Origin of the sequence: Frigoribacterium sp. PhB118 (genome assembly GCF_003751725.1) — a bacterium.
GTDB lineage: Bacteria > Actinomycetota > Actinomycetes > Actinomycetales > Microbacteriaceae > Frigoribacterium.
Genome location: NZ_RKID01000005.1, coordinates 184,650 through 204,144, shown reverse-complemented (window position 1 = coordinate 204,144; position 19,495 = coordinate 184,650). Strand labels below are relative to the sequence as shown.

At 70.1% G+C, this 19,495-nt stretch carries 19 protein-coding genes and 2 tRNA genes; 14 read left to right on the top strand and 7 right to left on the bottom strand.

Annotated features, from left to right (window positions below; translation table 11 throughout):
- Nucleotides 1-7: 7 nt before the first annotated feature.
- Nucleotides 8-481, top strand: coding sequence for a thioesterase family protein (locus EDF21_RS14805; protein ID WP_056048417.1), 474 nt, complete (start codon nucleotides 8-10; stop codon nucleotides 479-481).
- Nucleotides 482-497: 16 nt separating this feature from the next.
- On the opposite strand, the gene EDF21_RS14800 is transcribed toward EDF21_RS14805, so the two are convergent.
- A complete protein-coding gene (locus EDF21_RS14800; RefSeq protein ID WP_233568526.1) occupies nucleotides 498-1,367 on the bottom strand; it encodes an acyl-CoA thioesterase II in 870 nt (289 codons plus the stop codon).
- A gap of 21 nt (nucleotides 1,368-1,388) precedes the next feature.
- On the opposite strand from EDF21_RS14800, the gene EDF21_RS14795 reads away from it, so the two are divergent.
- Nucleotides 1,389-2,060 (top strand): hypothetical protein, encoded by a 672-nt coding sequence (locus EDF21_RS14795; RefSeq protein ID WP_056048412.1) that lies wholly within the window; start codon nucleotides 1,389-1,391, stop codon nucleotides 2,058-2,060.
- A 51-nt stretch (nucleotides 2,061-2,111) separates the two neighbouring features.
- Here the strand turns inward: EDF21_RS14795 and EDF21_RS14790 are convergent, their stop codons facing one another.
- The 3 genes from EDF21_RS14790 to pepN form a co-directional block, all read right to left on the bottom strand.
- The gene (locus EDF21_RS14790; RefSeq protein ID WP_123571867.1) at nucleotides 2,112-2,597 is read right to left on the bottom strand and encodes a globin; all 486 of its coding nucleotides are present in this window, start codon (nucleotides 2,595-2,597) and stop codon (nucleotides 2,112-2,114) included.
- A complete protein-coding gene (locus tag EDF21_RS14785; protein ID WP_056048409.1) occupies nucleotides 2,594-3,595 on the bottom strand; it encodes a mechanosensitive ion channel family protein in 1,002 nt (333 codons plus the stop codon). Before EDF21_RS14785 ends, EDF21_RS14790 begins: the two co-directional genes overlap by 4 nt.
- 128 nt (nucleotides 3,596-3,723) lie before the next feature.
- Nucleotides 3,724-6,264 (bottom strand): aminopeptidase N, encoded by a 2,541-nt coding sequence (gene pepN, locus EDF21_RS14780; protein WP_123571866.1) that lies wholly within the window; start codon nucleotides 6,262-6,264, stop codon nucleotides 3,724-3,726.
- 91 nt (nucleotides 6,265-6,355) lie between these two features.
- Between pepN and EDF21_RS14775 the strand changes: the two genes are divergently transcribed.
- The 5 genes from EDF21_RS14775 (at nucleotide 6,356) to EDF21_RS14755 (ending at nucleotide 10,703) form a co-directional block, all read left to right on the top strand.
- Entirely contained in the window at nucleotides 6,356-6,982 is a 627-nt protein-coding gene (locus EDF21_RS14775) for a DsbA family protein (RefSeq protein ID WP_056048400.1), read from the top strand.
- Nucleotides 6,983-7,003: 21 nt separating this feature from the next.
- On the top strand, nucleotides 7,004-7,489 hold the full coding sequence (locus tag EDF21_RS14770) for a ribose-5-phosphate isomerase (protein ID WP_043597130.1): 486 nt from the start codon (nucleotides 7,004-7,006) through the stop codon (nucleotides 7,487-7,489).
- Between the two features lie 106 nt (nucleotides 7,490-7,595).
- Nucleotides 7,596-8,570, top strand: a complete 975-nt coding sequence (locus tag EDF21_RS14765; protein ID WP_123571865.1) for an Fpg/Nei family DNA glycosylase — start codon at nucleotides 7,596-7,598, stop codon at nucleotides 8,568-8,570.
- A gap of 4 nt (nucleotides 8,571-8,574) precedes the next feature.
- Nucleotides 8,575-9,198 carry an FMN-binding negative transcriptional regulator gene (locus EDF21_RS14760; RefSeq protein WP_123571864.1) on the top strand — a complete coding sequence of 208 codons (624 nt, stop codon included), beginning with the start codon at nucleotides 8,575-8,577 and terminating at the stop codon, nucleotides 9,196-9,198.
- Complete coding sequence (locus tag EDF21_RS14755; RefSeq protein WP_123571863.1) at nucleotides 9,195-10,703, top strand: amidohydrolase; 1,509 nt, start codon at nucleotides 9,195-9,197, stop codon at nucleotides 10,701-10,703. The genes EDF21_RS14760 and EDF21_RS14755 overlap by 4 nt, the downstream gene beginning before the upstream one ends.
- 78 nt (nucleotides 10,704-10,781) lie before the next feature.
- Here EDF21_RS14755 and EDF21_RS14750 read toward each other — a convergent pair whose 3' ends face one another.
- Nucleotides 10,782-11,270, bottom strand: coding sequence for a Dps family protein (locus tag EDF21_RS14750; RefSeq protein ID WP_043597026.1), 489 nt, complete (start codon nucleotides 11,268-11,270; stop codon nucleotides 10,782-10,784).
- A 186-nt stretch (nucleotides 11,271-11,456) separates the two neighbouring features.
- Between EDF21_RS14750 and EDF21_RS14745 the strand changes: the two genes are divergently transcribed.
- Together EDF21_RS14745 and EDF21_RS14740 are read left to right on the top strand one after the other, a co-directional pair.
- Nucleotides 11,457-12,965: a sensor histidine kinase gene (locus EDF21_RS14745; RefSeq protein WP_123571862.1), complete on the top strand. Its 1,509-nt coding sequence runs from the start codon at nucleotides 11,457-11,459 to the stop codon at nucleotides 12,963-12,965.
- A 29-nt stretch (nucleotides 12,966-12,994) separates the two neighbouring features.
- A complete protein-coding gene (locus EDF21_RS14740; protein WP_123571861.1) occupies nucleotides 12,995-13,663 on the top strand; it encodes a response regulator transcription factor in 669 nt (222 codons plus the stop codon).
- Nucleotides 13,664-13,729: 66 nt separating this feature from the next.
- On the opposite strand, the gene EDF21_RS14735 is transcribed toward EDF21_RS14740, so the two are convergent.
- Nucleotides 13,730-14,506, bottom strand: coding sequence for an SGNH/GDSL hydrolase family protein (locus EDF21_RS14735; protein ID WP_158612933.1), 777 nt, complete (start codon nucleotides 14,504-14,506; stop codon nucleotides 13,730-13,732).
- 247 nt (nucleotides 14,507-14,753) lie between these two features.
- A tRNA-Gly gene (locus EDF21_RS14730) sits at nucleotides 14,754-14,824 on the bottom strand.
- A 152-nt stretch (nucleotides 14,825-14,976) separates the two neighbouring features.
- Between EDF21_RS14730 and EDF21_RS14725 the strand changes: the two genes are divergently transcribed.
- The 5 genes from EDF21_RS14725 (at nucleotide 14,977) to clpX (ending at nucleotide 19,455) form a co-directional block, all read left to right on the top strand.
- Nucleotides 14,977-15,049: transfer RNA gene (locus tag EDF21_RS14725), tRNA-Pro, on the top strand.
- Nucleotides 15,050-15,111: 62 nt separating this feature from the next.
- Nucleotides 15,112-16,437, top strand: a complete 1,326-nt coding sequence (tig, locus tag EDF21_RS14720) for a trigger factor (RefSeq protein WP_056048379.1) — start codon at nucleotides 15,112-15,114, stop codon at nucleotides 16,435-16,437.
- Between the two features lie 235 nt (nucleotides 16,438-16,672).
- The gene (locus tag EDF21_RS14715) at nucleotides 16,673-17,260 is read left to right on the top strand and encodes an ATP-dependent Clp protease proteolytic subunit (RefSeq protein ID WP_043597035.1); all 588 of its coding nucleotides are present in this window, start codon (nucleotides 16,673-16,675) and stop codon (nucleotides 17,258-17,260) included.
- Nucleotides 17,261-17,300: 40 nt separating this feature from the next.
- Nucleotides 17,301-17,966, top strand: coding sequence for an ATP-dependent Clp protease proteolytic subunit (locus EDF21_RS14710; protein ID WP_304984900.1), 666 nt, complete (start codon nucleotides 17,301-17,303; stop codon nucleotides 17,964-17,966).
- A gap of 208 nt (nucleotides 17,967-18,174) precedes the next feature.
- Nucleotides 18,175-19,455, top strand: a complete 1,281-nt coding sequence (clpX, locus tag EDF21_RS14705; RefSeq protein WP_043597039.1) for an ATP-dependent Clp protease ATP-binding subunit ClpX — start codon at nucleotides 18,175-18,177, stop codon at nucleotides 19,453-19,455.
- The last annotated feature ends 40 nt before the right edge of the window (nucleotides 19,456-19,495 follow it).

The window sequence follows — 19,495 nt, the reverse complement described above, 5'->3', positions numbered from 1 at the left end:
CACCGTCATGACCCGCCTGCACGTGCCGACCCGAGTCCGCTGGAGCGATCTCGACGGGTACCGTCACGTGAACAACGCGTCGATGCTGCGCCTCCTCGAGGAGGCGCGCATCGACGCGTTCTGGTCTGCCGACGGGGCGATCGACGAACGGTCCTCGGCCGCCGTCCTCGACGGCAGTCCGAACGCCGCGACGATGACGCTCATCGCCCGGCAGGAGCTCGAGTACCTCGTCCCCATCCCGTACCTGCGGGCCCCGCTCGACGTGCAGATCTGGGTCGGGCGACTCGGCGGGGCGAGCCTCGAGGTCTGCTACGAGGTCTGGTCGCCCGAGGGCGTCGAGCCCCGGACGCTGTTCACGAAGGCCGCCACCACCATCGTGCTGGTCGACTCGGCGACGAATCAGCCCCGGCGCATCTCCGACGTCGAGCGCGACGCCTGGTCGCCGTTCGTCGAGGAACCCCTGGCCTTCCGCCGGCGCTGACCAGGAACGTGGCGGGTCAGCCTCGCGGCACCCGCACCATGCCCTCTTGTGCGACGCTCGCCACGAGAGCGCCCGCGCGGTCGTAGATGCGCCCGAGCGAGAGGCCACGTCCGCCCACCGCATTGGGGCTCTCTTGCACGTAGAGAAGCCATTCGTCGACGCGGGCGGGACGGTGCCACCACATGGCGTGGTCGAGGCTCGCGGCCTTGAGCCCGGGGGTGACGAACGCGACGCCGTGACGGCGGTAGATCGGTTCGAGGAGCGTGTAGTCGCTCGCGTACAGCAGGGCGGCGCGGTGCAGGTCGGCGTCGTCGGGCAGAGGGCCGGTGGCCTTGAGCCAGACGGCCTGGTGCGCGACGTGGTCGCCCTCGACGCTGAAGAAGACCGGCGACGGCACGTGGCGCATGTCGAACGGCCGCCGGGCCCACGACTGGGCGACGGGGTTGTCGACCGCGGACAGCAACTCGGCGTCGCTCGGGACGTCCTCGGGATCGGGCAGGCCGGAGGGCATGTGGACCTGGTGGTCGAGCCCCTCGTCGGGGGTCTGGAAGGACGCGATCATCGAGAAGATCGGCACGCCGTCCTGCGACGCCTGGGTGCGACGGGTCGCGAACGACCGGCCGTCGTGGATGCGGTCGACCGTGAACGTGATGGGGATGGTGAGGTCGCCGGGCCGCAGGAAGTACGAATGCAGCGAGTGGACGTCGCGTCCGCCGCCGACGGTGCGCTGGGCGGCGACGAGGGCCTGCGCGGCGACCTGGCCGCCGAACACGCGACCGAGCGGCTCGGGCTGTGACCCACCCGTGAAGACGTCCTGACCACCGACGTTGCCCGCCGGCGAGAGGTCGAGGGTGGACAGCAGGCTCTGCAGCGGATCGTCGGTCACGCGATGTAGTTTAGGGGGCCGATGAACGACGCATTCACCCTCCCCGACTCCCTGTCCCTCAGCGATCTCGCGACCTATCTCGGGCGTGCGGGCCGGGTGGAGGACGGCTCGGTCCGGCTCATCGCCGGCTCCGGTGTCCTGGCCGTCTACGTCGCCGTGTTCTACCCGATGGGTCTGCTCGACTCGAGCCCTACCGTGCTGGGGCTCCGCACCTTCCAACTCGACGACCGCCCCGAGTTCGACGCCGTGGTCCCGGTCCGGTCGCTGAAGGAGCGCCTCGTACGCCTGCAGAACGACGTCGTCGACCCGACCGCTGCGGTCACCGTGTCCGTGCCCGCCACGGTCAACACCGTGACCTGGGCAGCGATCTCGCCGCCGCGCGGGGGCTGGACGCGACTCGGCCCGATCGAGGCCGACCGCCTCCGATCGACCGCCGAGGCCGGAATCGCCCGCGTCGCCGAGGCGATCCCCACGGGCACCGGTGAGCAGATCGTGCACCGGGTGCGAGCCGACGTGTGGTCGGCCCCCGTCGAGGGTGCCGAGGGGGTTCCCGCCGGAGCCGGCTTCGGTGCCCTCAGCCTGGGATTCCTCGACGGCGAGGACGAGGTCGCCGTGTTCGAGACCGGCACGTGGACCCGCCTCACGACGCCCAAGGGCCACGTGCTCGTCAAGCGGCGCTCGTCCCTGCTCTGACGATCGGCCCGGCGGTGGGCGGTCCGAAGCGGGCGGCCCGGCGGTGGGCGGTCAGCGCTCGAACGTGTTGACCATGGCCTGCGCAGCGCGATCCAGGTAGCCCCAGAGCATCGCGTCGTCGAGCGGAGCGAGTTCGAGTTCGTCGACGGCCACCCGCATGTGCTGCAGCCAGTGGTCACGTGCCTCGGGCGTCACCCGGAACGGCATGTGCCGCATGCGCAGGCGGGGGTGCCCGCGCTCCTGGCTGTAGGTGGTGGGGCCGCCCCAGTACTGCTCGAGGAACCCCGTCAAGCGTTGGATCGCGCCCTCGAGATCCGCTTCCGGGTACATCGGCCAGAGCACCTCGTCGGTCCGAACGCCCTCGTAGAAGCGGCGGACCAACTTCTCGAAGGTCGGCCGCCCACCGATCTGCTCCCAGAAGTTGCCCTGGGCGGCGTCGTCACCGAGGCCCCGCCGGACGGTGACCGGCACGGCCGACGGCGGGGGAGTCACGGGCTGAGCGGTGGACGGGCGCGGCGTCAGCGGGAGGTCGGTCATTTGCGCTTGCTCCGCGGCACGTGGGGCGTCGGCGCCGTGCGGGGCGCCCGGGCGCCCTGGACCGAGGAGGCGCTGTCGAAGCCGGTGAGGACGACGCTCGTCAGCGAGGGCAGCACGATGTCCATGGCGTCCAGGGTCTTCTTGAGACGGGACCGCAGCTCCCGGTCGACGTTGTCACGGTCGGCGGACCGTGTCTTGGCGACGATGCGGATGACCACGTGCTCCTCGGCGATCGACTGGATTCCCCAGACCTCGGGCTGGTCGATGATGGCGCGCCTCCACTTCGGGATCGCGGCGAGCTCGTTCGCGGTGTTCAACATGGCGTCCTGCACCTGGTCGACGTCGGCGGAGTAGGGCACGGCGAGGTCGATGACCACGCGCGTCCAGCCCTGCGACATGTTGCCCACGCGCAGGATCTCGCCGTTGCGGACGAACCACAGCACGCCGTTCACGTCGCGGATCTGCGTGACGCGGATGCCGACGGCCTCGACGACGCCGGCCGCGGGCCCGACGTCGACGACGTCGCCCACCCCCAGCTGGTCTTCGGCGACCATGAAGATGCCGTTGAGCATGTCCTTGACGATGTTCTGGGCGCCGAACGCGAGTCCGGCACCGACCACGCCCGCCGCGCTGACGATCGCGACGGCGTTGAAGTTCAGTTCGCCGAGGATCAACACGAGCGCGATGCCCGCGACGACGACCGTCACCACGTTGTTCAGCACGCTGCCGAGCGTGCGGGTGCGCTGGACGACCCGGACGGCCTGCAGCGGCGAGGCCATGAGGGCCTGCGTGTCGTCGACGTTCTGTTTGCGCTTGATGCCGTTCACGACCTGGTCGACGACCCGCCGGATGGTGAAGTGCAGGGCGACGCGCAACAGCACCGCGACGAGCAGGATCGCCACGATGCGGATGGGAACGCGCCACATCGTCCAGAAGGCGTCCCAGTCGAAGGCGATCGGCGCGGCGGGGTCGGTGGCGGCAGCGAGGAGGAGGTCCATATGAGCGACAAGTCAAGCATGCCGCCGCAACCCCACCCGGGAGGTGCCTGGACGCCGGAACGGCGGGCCCTGTGGGAGGGCCCGCCGTCCGGGTCGGTCGTCGGGTCGTCGCGCGACCCGGGGCCCGACTACTGCTGGTCGACCGCCTGCACCCGCAGGGCCCGCTCGACGCCCGCGACGCTCTCGCTCACGATGCGGCGCAGGGCCGGCGTCTCGGGATTCGCCTCGAGCCAGGCGTACGACGCGTCGACGAGCGCCTGGTCGGCGAGGCCGGCCGGGTACAGCCCCGAGACGAGGGTGTCGGCGATGTGGTAGCTGCGCGACTCCCAGATGCCGGTAAGCGACGAGAAGTAGCGCTCGACGAGCGGCTGCAGGATCGCCGGGTCGTTCGTGTGCTGGAACCCGAGGGTCGTCGCCCGGACGATGGCGTTGGGCTGCTCGGCGCTGTCGACGACCGACGCGAAGGCGGCGAGCTTGCCCTCGGTGGTCGCGATCGTCGCGCGGGCCCGCGCGGCGGCCTGGGCGCCGTTCGCCGTGTTGTCCTCGGCGAGGGCGGCGTCGATCTCGGCCTCACCGGCACCGCCGACGAGCACGAGGCCCTCGAGGAGCTGCCAGCGCAGGTCGGTGTCGACGGTGAGGCCCTCGAGGGCGAGCGATCCGTCGAGCAGGCCGGCCAGCGCCTCCCGGTGGGTCTCGGTCGACGCGATCGCGGCGAAGAAGGTGACGAACTGGAACTGGGCGTCCGACCCGGCCTCGGCACCCTGGGCGAGGGCCCAGAGGCCATCGCCGACCTCGGTGATCGTGGAGGTGCGGCGCGCGGGGGCGACGTAGCTGCGGGCGGTCTGCAGCAGCTGTGAGAGCGTGGTGCGGATCGTCGTCGACTCGGTCTCGGTCGCGATGTTGTCGAGCACGAGACGCACGTAGTCCGAGGCCGAGGTCTCGGCGTCGCGCGTCGCGTCCCAGACCGAGCCCCAGACGAGGGCGCGGGCCAGCGGGTTCGAGATCTTCGAGAGGTGGGCGATGGCCGTGGCGAGCGACACCTCGTCGAGTCGGATCTTCGCGTAGGCGAGGTCGTCGTCGTTGATCAGCACGAGGTCGCCGCGGTTCAGGCCGACCAGCTCGGGGACCTCGGTACGGGTGCCGTCCACGTCGATCTCGACGCGGTCGGTGCGGACCAGGGCGTCGCCCTGCAGGGCGTAGAGGCCGATGGCGAGGCGGTGCGGGCGGATGGTGGGGTGGTCGGCGGCCGCCTCCTGGAGCACGGCGAACGAGGTGATCACGCCGTTCTCGTCGACCTCGAGCTCGGGACGCAACGTGTTGACGCCCGCGGTCTCGAGCCAGAGCTTCGACCAGCTGGTCAACTCGCGGCCCGAGGTGGCCTCGAGTTCGACGAGCAGGTCGCTCAGCTCGGTGTTCGAGTGGTGGTGCTTCTTGAAGTACGCGGCGACGCCGGCGTAGAAGGCGTCGATGCCCACCCAGGCGACGAGCTGCTTGAGCACCGACCCGCCCTTGGCGTAGGTGATGCCGTCGAAGTTGACCTGGACGTCCTCGAGGTCGTTGATCGTGGCGACGACGGGGTGCGTCGACGGCAGCTGGTCCTGGCGGTAGGCCCAGCTCTTCTCCATCGCCTGGAAGGTGGTCCAGGCCTCGGTCCACTCGGTCGCCTCGGCGGTCGAGATGGTCGAGGCCCACTCGGCGAACGACTCGTTCAGCCAGAGGTCGTTCCACCACTTCATCGTGACGAGGTCGCCGAACCACATGTGCGCGAGCTCGTGGAGGATCGTGACGACGCGGCGTTCCTTGATGGCGTCGGTCACCTTGCTGCGGAAGACGTAAGTCTCGACGAAGGTGACGGCACCCGCGTTCTCCATGGCACCGGCGTTGAACTCGGGCACGAAGAGCTGGTCGTACTTGTCGAAGGGGTACGCGTAGTCGAACTTCTCTTCGTAGTAGGCGAAGCCCTGACGGGTCTTCTCGAAGATGTAGTCGGCGTCGAGGTACTCGGTGAGGGATCGGCGCGTGAAGATGCCGAGCGGGATCGTGCGGCCGTCGGAACTGGTGAGGTCGCTGCGGACCACGTCGTACGGGCCGGCGATGATCGCCGTGACGTAGCTCGAGAGCACGGGCGTGGGCGAGAAGGTCCAGGTGCCGGTCTCACCGTCGACGACGGGTTCGGGCGTGGGCTGGTTGCTGACGACCTGCCAGCGTGTGGGTGCGGTGACCGTGAACTGGAACGTCGCCTTGAGGTCGGGCTGCTCGAAGACCGCGAAGACGCGGCGGCTGTCGGGCACCTCGAACTGCGAGTAGAGGTAGACCTCGCCGTCGACCGGGTCGACGAACCGGTGCAGGCCCTCGCCGGTGTTGGTGTACTCGGCATCGGCGACGACCTCGAGCACGTTCTCGGCGGCCAGCTCGGCCAGCTGGATGCGCACGCCGTCGGAGACCGCGTCGACGTCGAGCGCGGTGCCGTTGAGGGTCACCGAGTGCACGGTGCGGGTGAGCGCGTCGATGAAGGTCGACGCTCCGGGGGTGGCGGTGAAGCGCACGGTGGTCGAGCTGCCGAACACCTCGTCGCCGCGGGTCAGGTCGAGGGCGATCTCGTACGACTGCACGTCGACGACGTTCTTGCGCTCTTGCGCCTCGACGCGGGTGAGGTTCTCTCCGGGCACGCTGGCTCCATCCGTCTGGGGGGTGAGGGGGGACTCGTGGTCCGCTGAAAGCCTAGACCGGCTGTACGACGCCGGGGTGTTGACTGAGGGCATGACCGACACCCCCGCTCCCGCGTCCCACACCGTCGTCGACTTCTGGTTCGACCCGTCGTGCCCCTGGGCCTGGATGACCAGCCGCTGGGTCGACGAGGTCGCGAAGCACCGTGACCTCGACGTCACCTTCCACGTGATGAGCCTCGCGGTCCTCAACGAGGACGCCGACGTCAGCGACGAGTACAAGGCGAACTTCGCCCGCATGCTGCGCTACACGCGGCTCGTCACGGCCGCAGGTGAACTCCACGGTCAGCAGATCGTCAAGCCGCTCTACGACGCCCTCGGCACCCGCATCCACCACGAGGGCGAGAAGGACGGCGACGTCGTCATCGCCGGTGCCGTGGCCGAGGTCGGACTGCCCGCCGACTTCGCGCGGTACGCGGACGGCGACGAGTACGACGAGCAGATGCGTGCCAGCCACTTCGACGGCATCGGCCGAGTCGGCCAGGACGTCGGCACGCCCGTCATCTCGGTCGACGGCGTCGCCTTCTTCGGCCCCGTCATCTCTCCGGCGCCGAAGGGCGAGGAGGCGCTGCGGCTGTGGGACGGAGTCGTCGCCGTGGCCTCGTACCCCGGCTTCTTCGAGATCAAGCGCACGCGCACGGTCGGGCCGATCTTCGACTGAGCCGGTCGTAGGATCGTTTCCATGCGCATCCACGTGGCGACCGATCACGCCGGCCTCGACTTCAGCACGACCGTCATCCAGCACCTCACCGACGCGGGCCACGACGTGACCGACCACGGTCCGACGAGCTACGAGCCCCTCGACGACTACCCGTCGTTCTGCATCGCGGCGGCCCGGGCGACCGTGCGCGACCAGCGTGCCGGCCACGAGGCGCTGGGCGTCGTCTTCGGCGGCTCGGGCAACGGCGAGCAGATCGCCGCGAACAAGGTCGAGGGCGTCCGTGCCGCCCTGGTCTGGAACGACTCGACCGCCAAGCTCGCCCGCCAGCACAACGACGCGAACGTCATCGCGATCGGGGCGCGCCAGCACACCGAGGCCGAGGCCCTGGCGTTCATCGACGCCTTCGTCGCCGAGCCGTTCAGCCACGACGAACGCCACGTGCGCCGCATCGCGCAGGTCGGCGAGTACGAGACCACGGGCGCCATCGCCGGTCACCCGGTCGACTGACGACGTAACGTCGAGAGCGGCGGGACCCCGACCGGGGCCTCGCCGCTCCGTCGTCTCCGGCGACACGCCCGAGACCGTTCCATCGACCACCGAGAGAGGTGTCGCCGTGCCCGAGGGCCATTCCGTCCACCGCATCGCCAACCAGTTCGAGCAGAGCTTCGTCGGCCACCGAGTCCGGGTGAGTTCGCCCCAGGGTCGGTTCGCCGACGGGGCGACGAGGCTCGACGGCGCCACGATGGTCGACTCCAAGGCCGTCGGCAAGCAGATGTTCCTCGAGTTCGACAACGGCCTGTGGCTGCACGTGCACCTCGGGCTCTATGGCGCGTGGGACTTCGCGGGCGCCATCGCCACGGGCCATTCGATGGCCGAGTCCCGGACTCGCCGGGCGGCCACCCGCAAGGCCGAGAACGCCCCCGACGACGACGGCGAGGACTCGATGGCCAGCATCGGGGCGCCACGCCGGTCTCGCGTGCGCATGGCCGAGCAGGAGAAGACCGAGGACGACATCGACTCGTTCCCGCCCGAGCCCGTCGGGCAGGTGCGCGTGCGGCTGTTGACCGACACCGCGGTCGGCGACCTCCGTGGCCCGACGAAGTGCGAGGTGCTCGACGCGGCCGGGGTCGACCTGGCGATCTCCAAGCTCGGTCCCGACCCCCTCGTCGACTCGCCGAAGAAGGGCGCCGACCGCTTCGTGTCGATCGCGGGCAAGAAGCGCACCCCGATCGGCCTGTTGCTGATGGACCAGAGCGTGGTCAGCGGCATCGGCAACATCTACCGGGCCGAGCTGCTGTTCCGGGCCCGGCTCGACCCGCACACTCCCGGCAACCAGGTCCCCGAAGAGGTGCTGCGCGCCCTCTACAAAGACTGGACGAAGCTGCTCAAGAGCGGCGTGGAGCTCGGCCAGATGATGACCATGGACGGTCTCACCAAGTCCCAGCACGCCAAGGCCCTGCGCAGCCGGGCCGACCGGCACTGGGTCTACCACCGCGAGGGTCTGCCCTGCCGGGTCTGCGGGACGAACGTCGTGATGGAGATGGCCGCGGGTCGCAAGCTGTACTGGTGCCCGACCGACCAGACTTGATCGCATGCGGCACACCCCCACGTTCGTCCTGTCCGACGTCGACGAGGTCAAGAGGCTGATCCACGAGAACCCGTGGGCGACGATCGTGTCGCACACGGCGGCCGGTCTCGTCGCGTCGCACTACCCCGTCGTGCTCGAGCAGGACGACGCCGACCCGGGGGCCATCGTGCTCGTCAGCCACGTCGGTCGTCCGGACGAGCGCTCGCACGAACTGGGCGAGCACGAGGTCATGGTGATCGTCCAGGGCCCGCACGGCTACGTCTCACCCGGCTGGTACCCGGCCGAGCAGATCATCCCCACCTGGAACCACGTCACGGCGCACCTCTGGGGCACCCCCGAGATCCTCTCGGACGACGAGAACTTCCGCGTGCTGGGCGAGCTCGTCGACCACTTCGAGCGCGTCATGCCCGAGCCCTCGACCCTCACCCTCGACGACGAGGGCTCTCGCCGGGTCGCGAAGGGCACCGTCGGCATCCGGCTGCGCGTGACCCGGTTCGACGCCCGCGCCAAGCTGAGCCAGAACAAGGCACCCGAGGTCGTCGACCGCATCGTGGACGAGCTCGAGCACGGCGAGCACTACGCGCAGCCGGCGCTCGCCGCCGAGATGCGCCGGGTGCGCGACCGATGACGGTCGGCGCAGGAACCCGGGCCGAGGAGGCGCGGCGCACGCTCCTGACGGGCGCCCGCCTGGTCGGCGGCGGACCCGCTCCCGTGGACGTCCTGCTCGAGGGTGGCCGGGTCGTCGCGCTCGCGTCCGGCCCCGCCCCCGTCGGTGCCGAGGTGGTCGACCTCGACGGCCGCTGGCTCGCCCCGGGCCTCTGGGACTCCCACGTCCACATGGACCAGTGGGCGTTGGTGCGCCGACGACTCGACCTGTCGCGGGCACGGTCCGCCGCCGAGGCGGCCTCGATCGTGGGGGAGCGCCTCCGCGTCGAGCCGGTCGAGGCGGGCGGGACCCTCGTCGGCTACGGCTTCCAGGACGCCCTCTGGCCCGATGCTCCGAGCCGCGCGCTCCTCGACTCGGTGGCCGGTGACGTGCCGGTCGTCCTCGTGAGCAACGACCTGCACTCCGTCTGGCTCGACTCGTCCGCCCTGGCCCGTCACGGTCACGCCGACCACCCGACCGGCCTGCTGCGCGAGCAGCCGGCCTTCGACGTCAGCGCCGCGGTGAGCGTCGTACCGGACGAACAGCTCGACGGGTGGGTCGCCGAGGCCGTCGACGCGGCCGCCGCACGGGGGGTCGTCGGCGTCGTCGACCTCGAGATGACGCTGTCGCTCGACCGCTGGACACGTCGGGTGGCCGGAGGCACGCGGGGCCTCCGCATCCGTCCCGGGGTCTACCCCCGCGACCTCGACGCCGTCGTCGCCCGCGGGCTGCGCACCGGCGACGTGGTCCCGGGCACCGAGGGCCTCGTCACCATGGGGCCGTTCAAGATCATCACCGACGGCTCCCTCGGCACCCGCACCGCGTGGTGCCACGACCCGTACCCCGGGCTCGAGGGCGACCCGGCTGCTCGGGGGGTGCGCATCTACGAGACCGACGAACTCGTCGGGTGGCTGCGCCGCGCCTCCTCGGCGGGACTCGTGCCGGCCGTGCACGCGATCGGGGACGCCGCGAACGCCCAGGCACTGGACGCCCTCGAGCTGGTCGGCTGCGGCGGGAGCATCGAGCACGCCCAACTGCTCGACGCGCACGACGTCGACCGGTTCGCGCGCCTCGGCATCGTGGCCAGCGTGCAGCCCGAGCACGCCATGGACGACCGCGACGTCGTCGACCGGCTCTGGGCGGGCCGCTCCGAGCGGGCCTACGTCTTCGAGAGCCTCGTCGCCGCCGGCGTCCGCCTGCAGCTGGGTTCGGATGCGCCGGTCGCCCCGCTCGATCCTTGGGTGGCGATGGCCGCGGCGATCTCGCGCTCGCGCGACGGACGCGAGGCGTGGCACCCCGAACAGCGACTGGTCGCCTCGGCGGCGCTCGCCGCCTCGACGGGCGGTCGAGCCACGGTCGAGGTCGGCTCCGTCGCCGATCTCGTGGTCACCGAGGTCGATCCGCTCGCCGCGTCGGACGACCAGCTGCGCCGGATGCCCGTCGTCGGCACGGTCCTGGCGGGTCGGTGGACGCACCGCACGCTCTGACGAGGCGGTGCCGACCCGACACGGCGAAGGCCGCCACCCCGTGCAGGGTGGCGGCCTTCGTCCGTCCGGCGGGACGGGTCAGCCGGCGACGTGCGCGGCGAGGAACCAGCGGTCCTTCTCGAGGCCCCGCGAGATCTCGATGGCGACGTCCTGGCTCGAGGCGTCGAGCTCGCCGAGCTCGTCGATGGCCTCGCGGACGGCGACGAGCGAGGCGTCGATCTGGGCGACCAGCTCGGCGATCGTGACGTCGATCTGGTTGAAGCCGGGGGAGGTGGGGGGGATGACCGTCTTGGCGGCGACGGTCTCGATGCGTCCGTCGACCGGCAGGCCGAGGGCGACGACGCGCTCGGCGGCGAGGTCGGCCCACTCGCGGGCGTGGTCGACGACCACGTCGATGAGTTCGTGGACGGCGACGAACGCGATGCCGCGCACGTGCCAGTGGGCCTGCTTGCCGTTGACCGACAGGGCCGTCATGTCGGTGACGATCTGGCTGAGGAACTGGGCGACGCCGGCGGCGACGTCGGGGTCGACGGAACCCTGGGGGACGGTGCGGGTGATGTCGGTCATGACGTGGTCCTTTCCTAGACGATGGAGGCAACGCTAGACGTCTGGGAGAATTCCGCAAGCAAGCTGAGGCTCGGCTCACCTAGGCCAGCCTCACCTCACCACGGGTCGTGAGGGGGGATAACCCCACCGGCGGTCCGGGCGCTGGCACCATGGGGTGGACGCCCCGTCCGGACCAGGCTCGAAGGCATGATCCAGGAGACCACCATCACCGCCGCCAACCCCTACCTCTCGCCCCCGCCCCCACCCGGTGGCTACCGACGCCGTTGGCGCGAACTGCCCCGTGAACTCGGCTACGTCGCCCTGTCGGCCGTCCTCGTCGTCATCGTGACGGTGGCCGCCTCGTTGTTCCTGCACACAGTCAGCGGGTCGAGCGACTCGCTGTTCACCCTCGTCTTCCTCGCGATCGTCGTCTTCGGCGCGCTCTGGATCGCCCGGTGGTTCGGCACCTTCGAGGTGCTCCGCCTGCGGTGGGCCAGCGACCGACCCATCCGCCCCGTCGACTGGACGCCGAACACCGAGTGGGGCCGGTCGACGAACCGCTTCGCGCGGGCCGTCTCGGTCTTCGCCAACCCGCACTACTGGCTGTACCTGCTCTACGGCGTCGTGGTGTTCCCGATCGTGGCGGGCTTCACGTCCTTCGTCCTCGTGGGTCTCCTGGCCGGCCCGGTGCTCGCCGTCCTGGGGGTCGTGCTCGTCTTCCAGGCGTTGCCGCCGTTCGACACCTTCAACTGGGCGTCCGCGATCGGCAACGGCGGAGGCGCGGTGCTCGTCGTCCTCGCCCTCGCGCTCTTCGCGGGCGTCGTGCTCGTCTATCCCTACGTCGTGCACGGGTTCGTCGTCATGCACCAGGCGATCGCCGCCGTCATGCTCGGGGGGTTCCGCAGCGAGCAGCTCGAGGTCGAGCTCGCCGACCGTGAGATCTCGCGCACGGCCGCCCTGTCGGCCGAGGGCACGGCCCTCCGCCGGCTCGAGCGCGACATCCACGACGGACCGCAACAGCGTCTGGTGCGTCTGCAGATGGACCTCGCCGCGGCGTCCCGCGCCGTCGACACCGACCCCGAGAAGAGCAAGACCCTCATCGAGGAGGCGCGGGTCCAGTCCCGCGAGGCCCTCGAGGAGCTGCGTGCCCTGTCCCGCGGTTTCGCGCCTCCGTTGTTGATGGACCGGGGCCTCGTGGCGGCGCTCGAGTCGCTCGTCGACCGCTCGGTGGTGCCCACCACGATGCTCGACCGGGTGCCCGCGCACGTCGTGATCCCGAGCGACATCGAGCGCAACGCGTACTTCATCGCGTCCGAACTGGTGACGAACACGGGCAAGCACGCCGGGGCGGCCAGCGCCGACCTCGTGCTGCGCACGAGGCAGGCTCCCGACGGCATCGGCACCCTGCTCGAGCTCGTCGTGACCGACGACGGGCGCGGCGGCGCCGGCCTGCGCGACGGCCACGGTCTCGCCGGGGTGCAGGAGCGCCTGGTGGGCCTCGGCGGCTTCCTCGACATCAGCAGCCCGCAGGGCGGGCCGACCATCGTCACGGTGAGCATCCCGATGACGATCGAGGTGCCGAGCAACCCTACGCTGCCGCTGCCGACCGAGCCGCTGCCGCCGTTCTCGTCGACGGCCGTGACCGAGCCGCTGCCCGACGCGGCGCTGCCCGACGGGCCGCTCGACCCGCCGGCCGGGCCGCCCGCGCGACCGTAGTTCGTGGGCCGCGCCCGTAGTCTGGACGCGTGAGTCTCGAGAGCCCCTCCCGTCAGCCCCTCCGTGTCGTCGTCGCCGACGACTCGGTGCTGCTGCGGGAGGGGCTCGTCCGACTCCTCGACGAGATCGGGGTCGACGTCGTCGGGGCGTACGGCGACGCCGACTCGTTGCTGGCCGACCTGGACGAGGTCCGTCCCGACATCGCCGTGCTCGACGTCCGCATGCCGCCGACCCACACCGACGAGGGCGTCCGGGCCGCGATCGAGGCGCGACGCCGTCGGCCCGACCTCGGCATCCTGCTGCTGTCGCAGTACGTCGAGGTGGCCTACGCCCGCGACCTGCTCGAAGCGGGCTCGGGCGGCGTCGGCTACCTGCTCAAGGACCGCATCGCCTCGTTCGACGAGTTCCGTGACGCGCTCGGGCGGGTGTCCGACGGCGGCACGGTCCTCGACCCGCAGGTCGTCTCGCAGTTGCTGGGCCGTCGCAGCGATCCGCTCGCCGCGCTCACGCCGCGGGAGCGGGAGGTCCTGACGCTGATGGCCGAGGGTCGCACGAACGCCGCCATCGCGGCCGAACTGGTCATCGGAACGGGCGCGGTGGAGAAGAACGTCACCTCGATCTTCCAGAAGCTCCTGCTGGAGGACAGCGGCACCGACCACCGCCGGGTGCTCGCCGTGCTGGCCTTCCTGCAGCACTGAGTCGACGCGTCCCCCGCGTCGGCATCGCGCCCCTGACCGGGCGGCTGAGGTCGAGGACGGGCGTCGTCAGCTGGTCGTGCCCGGAGGGGTGTCGGCCGGGTCGGCGGGGGAGTCCGCCTGGGGGGCGACGACCCGGGAGCCGGCGACGTCGAGGACGACGTCGCGCAAGGCGTGGCCGACGGCTTCGTACCCGGCCGTCGTGGGGTGGATGCCGTCGACGGTCGTGCCGGCGGCGAAGACGTCGCCCGCCCGCGCGAACCCCCAGGGGTCAGTGAAGGTCCACCCCTTGTCGGCGACGTAGCGTTCGAGCTGTGCCTCGTACCGGGCCGCGGCCCGGGGGGCACGGTCGTAGGGCGGGATCGCGGCCACGACGACGTGCTCCGGCCGGATCGTGTCGACGATGGCGTCGTACGACGAGGCGGACTCGGCGAAGCTCGTGCCGAGGCGCACGTCGTTCGTGCCCGACATCAGGACCAGGACGTCGACGTCGGCGACGGGCCGCACCGCGGCGGCCTGTTCCTGCACGGTCGAGCCGCCCTTCGCGTAGCCGCCGACGTAGTCGACGCCGTCGCCCTGGGCGTAGGTCATCCAGGTGTCGGCGGTGAGCCCCTCGCTCAGCAGGCGACCTCCGCCGGCCGTGAGCGAGTCGCCGACGATCGCGACCCGCACCCCGCCCGAGGTGGGTGCCACGGCCACGCCGGGCCCGGCCGCGGCCTGCGCGATCGCGCCGGACCCGGACCCGGAGGCGCTGGTCGCCTCGGTCGGTGGGGCGGCGCACCCGGCCGCCAGGGTGGCCACGACCGCACCGACCAACGCGACCCGTGCGAACGTCGCGCGTCTCATGTGGCCATCTTGGGTCACGTCGCGCCGGGAAAAATCATCCGCCAGCACGACTTCCCCCCGAGCTGGCCGAGAGACCCCTGAAGAGCGCCTGCGCCGACGCCTGCATGCGAGGCCCGGAGAACATTTCATCGAAGGCGCCTGCCGGCGTCGACGCCTGCGTGCAAGGCGCGGAGAAGATTTCATTCGAGGCGCCCCCGCCGCCGGACGCCGGAGGCGTCGAACAAACGGAGGCGTCGAACAAACACAGAGGGGATGACGGGAATCGAACCCGCGTGATCAGTTTGGAAGACTGAGGCTCTACCATTGAGCTACATCCCCGTGAGCGGCCTGGCCGCACGGGTGAGACCAGCATAAGGCATCCGACGAGGTCGCTCAGTCACGGCCCCTCGGTGTCGGCTAGACTCGACGCGGCCTTCACGTACCCGACCTCAACGGGGATCACGCGTGCCGGCCGGTTCCAGGCTGATACACGGGGCGTAGCGTAGTGGCTAGCGCGTCCGTTTTGGGGGCGGAAGATCGCAGGTTCGAGTCCTGTCGCCCCGACGATCGTCTACCTGCTGTCTCGGATGTGAGTTCAGCGCCACCAACACAGGAGAAGCCCCACATTGGTCCAGACCACGGTTGAGAAGCTCAGCCCCACGCGCGTCAAGCTCAACATCGTCGTCACCCCCGACGAGCTCAAGCCCAGCGTCACGCACGCCTACGGTCACATCGCCGAGTCGGTCAACATCCCCGGGTTCCGCAAGGGCAAGGTGCCGCCGCCCATCATCGACCAGCGCGTCGGTCGTGAAGAGGTGTTGAACCACGCCGTCAGCGAGAGCCTCGACAAGTTCTACCGCGAGGCCGTGACCGAGACCGAGATCCGCGTCCTCGGCCGTCCCGAGGCCGACGTGGTCGAGTGGCCGAATGTCAAGGACTTCTCTGGCGACCTGAAGATCGCCGTCGAGGTCGACGTGCGTCCCGACTTCGACCTGCCCGAGTACGACGGCCTCGAGCTGACGGTCGACACGGTCGACATCACCGACGACGAGATCGCCGAAGAGCTGACTAACCTGCGTACCCGTTTCGGCACGCTGGTCACCGTCGACCGCCCCGCCACCACGGGTGACTTCGCGCAGATCGACCTGACGGCCACCATCGGCGACGACGTCGTCGACACCGCCAAGGGCATCTCGTACGAGCTCGGCTCGGGCGAGCTGATCGAGGGCATCGACGAGGCCCTCGAGTCCCTCACCGCCGGTGAGAGCACCACCTTCGAGTCGAAGCTGCTCGGCGGGGACCGCGAGGGCGAGACCGCCCTCATCGCCGTCGACGTCACGGCCGTCAAGGAGCGCGAGCTGCCCGAGGCCGACGACGACTTCGCCCAGATCGCCAGCCAGTTCGACACGATCGACGAGCTCAAGGGCGACCTGAAAGAGCAGCTCGCCAAGTCGAAGACCTTCGGTCAGGGTGCCCAGGCACGCGACCAGGTCGTCGAGAAGCTGCTCGAGGCCGTCGAGATCCCCGTCCCCGAGAAGCTCGTCGAGGACGAGGTGCACCGTCACCTCGAGCAGGAGAACCGCCTCGAGGACGACGAGCACCGCGCCGAGGTGAAGGAGAGCAGCGAGAAGGCCTTCCGCAACCAGATCCTCCTCGACGCCATCGCCGAGAAAGAGGCCGTCAAGGTCGAGCAGGACGAACTGACGCAGTACCTCATCCAGGGTGCGGCGCAGTACGGCATGGAGCCCGGCGAGTTCATCAAGGTCCTCGACCAGAACGGCCAGATCCCCGCCATGGTCGGCGAGGTCGCCCGCAGCAAGGCCCTCGCGGTCGTGCTCAGCAAGGCCAAGGTCGTCGACGGCAAGGGCGACTCGGTCGACCTGTCCGCCTTCACGGCGACCGCCGGCGTCGGCGGCGACGACGACGACCACGCGGGTCACGACCACGCGTAAGCGAGAGCGGCGGGTCGGCTGACCCGTCACGTCCGAGAGGGCCGGGTGCGAGTGCGCACCCGGCCCTCCGTCGTTCCCGGCCCTCCGTCGTTCCCGGCACCGCGCCTCCCGGGCTCGTGGACGGGCCCCCGACGAGGCCGGGGAGGCGCGGTATCTGCCGTGGGCGAACAGCCCGGAACCCGTGCGTTGGCTCCGATAGATTCGACGACAAGCGACAACGAATGGGAGCTCCACCATGGCCGACGTGACACTGCCCAACAGTGTTTTTGACCGACTGCTCAAAGACCGGATCATCTGGCTCGGCTCTGAGGTCCGCGACGAGAACGCCAACGAGATCGCCGCGAAACTGCTGCTGCTCGCTGCGGAAGACAGCGAGAAGGACATCTACCTCTACATCAACTCGCCCGGCGGGTCGATCACGGCGGGCATGGCGATCTACGACGCCATGGAGTTCGTGCCGAACGACATCGTCACCGTCGGCATCGGCATGGCCGCGTCGATGGGCCAGCTGCTCCTGACGGCCGGCACCAAGGGCAAGCGCTACATCACGCCGAACGCGCGCGTCCTGCTGCACCAGCCGCACGGCGGGTTCGGCGGCACCTCGTCGGACATCCAGACGCAGGCGCAGCTCATCCTCTCGATGAAGCGTCGACTGGCCGAGATCACGGCCGCACAGACGGGCAAGACCGTCGAGCAGATCAACGAAGACGGCGACCGCGACCGCTGGTTCACCGCCGAGGAGGCCCTCGAGTACGGCTTCGTCGACCACATCCGCGGCTCGGCCACCGACGTCGTCGGCGGCGCCGGCACCGACCAGGCCTAGGCCCTCCGCCCCTTCGTCAGAACGAGAAAGAGAAGAACTCATGGAACTCCCGATGATGGGTGGCACGGGTCGAGTGCAGACCCCCAGCTCCCGGTACATCCTGCCCAGCTTCGAAGAGCGGACGGCCTACGGCTACAAGCGTCAGGACCCGTACGCGAAGCTGTTCGAAGACCGCATCGTCTTCCTCGGCGTGCAGGTCGACGACGCCTCGGCCGACGACATCATGGCCCAGCTGCTCGTGCTCGAGAGCATGGACCCCGACCGCGACATCACGCTGTACATCAACTCGCCCGGTGGCTCGTTCACGGCCATGACGGCCATCTACGACACGATGCAGTACATCCGTCCCGAGATCCAGACGGTCTGCCTCGGTCAGGCCGCCTCGGCCGCGGCCGTCCTGCTCGCCGCGGGTCAGCCCGGCAAGCGTCTCGCCCTGCCCAACGCCCGCGTGCTGATCCACCAGCCCGCGACCGGTGGCAGCAGCGGCGGCCAGGCCTCGGACATCGAGATCCAGGCCGCCGAGGTGCTCCGCATGCGCACCTGGCTCGAAGAGACCCTGTCGAAGCACTCGAACAAGACGCCCGAGCAGGTGAACCGCGACATCGAGCGCGACAACATCCTCGGTGCGCAGGAGGCCCTCGACTACGGTCTCGTCGACCAGGTCCTCGGTTCGCGCAAGAACCAGCCGGCGGCGCTCACGCGCTGACCACGGCACGACGACGACGGCCCCGGGCACCCGCCCGGGGCCGTCGTCGTGTCGACGGGCGGACGGACGCCCCGGCGTCCGTCCGCCACCACCGCGGATGTGCTCGAACCCCCCGGGTCGGTCCGTGAGTGTCGGCGGATCGGGTTAGGCTCGTCCCACACGACGACCGGTCCCGGTCGATGACCTCAGCCAATCAGGGAGGCCGAGCATGGCGCGCATAGGTGAGAGTGCCGATCTGCTCAAATGCTCGTTCTGCGGCAAGAGCCAGAAGCAGGTCCAGCAGCTGATCGCCGGTCCCGGCGTCTACATCTGCGACGAATGCGTCGAGCTCTGCAACGAGATCATCGAAGAGCGCCTCGCCGAGGCCGGCGACGAACCCGCGAGCGAGTTCGACCTGCCCAAGCCCCGCGAGATCTACTCGTTCCTCGAAGAGTACGTGATCGGTCAGGACGCGGCGAAGCGTGCGCTGTCCGTGGCCGTCTACAACCACTACAAGCGGATCCGTGCCGCCTCCACCCTCACGGCCGCCGAGTCGCTGGCCGACGAGGTCGAGATCTCGAAGTCGAACATCTTGTTGATCGGCCCGACCGGCTGCGGCAAGACCTACCTGGCCCAGACCCTCGCCAAGCGACTCAACGTGCCGTTCGCCGTCGCTGACGCCACGGCCCTGACCGAGGCGGGTTACGTCGGCGAAGACGTCGAGAACATCCTGCTGAAGCTGATCCAGGCTGCGGACTACGACGTCAAGCGGGCCGAGACCGGCATCATCTACATCGACGAGATCGACAAGATCGCCCGCAAGGCCGAGAACCCGTCCATCACGCGAGACGTCTCGGGCGAGGGCGTGCAACAGGCACTGCTCAAGATCCTCGAGGGCACCGTGGCCTCGGTGCCGCCGCAGGGTGGCCGCAAGCACCCCCACCAAGAATTCATCCAGGTCGACACGACCAACGTGCTGTTCATCGTCGCCGGGGCGTTCGCCGGACTCGAGGACATCATCTCGAACCGCGCCGGCAAGCGCGGCATCGGCTTCGGCGCTCCGCTGCACAGCAAAGAGGACGAGGCGGCCCTCTTCAGCGAGGTCCTGCCCGAAGACCTGCACAAGTTCGGTCTGATCCCCGAGTTCATCGGCCGTCTGCCCGTGGTGACCACGGTGACGCAGCTCGACCAGCCGGCCTTGATGCAGATCCTCACCGAGCCCAAGAACGCTCTCGTGCGGCAGTACCAGCGCATGTTCGAGATCGACGGGGTCGAGCTCGAGTTCGATCGCGGCGCCCTCGAGGCGATCGCCGACCTGGCCGTCCTGCGTCAGACCGGTGCCCGTGGTCTCCGCGCCATCCTCGAAGAGGTCCTCGGGCCGATCATGTTCGACGTCCCGTCCGACGACACCGTCGGGCGCGTCGTCATCACGCGGGCGTCGGTGCTCGAGAACGCCGCGCCCACGATCGTGCCGCGCCTCGTCGAGCAGCGCACCGAGAAGTCCGCCTAGCAGCGACGTCAGAACGCCCCGGCCGGTTCGGCCGGGGCGT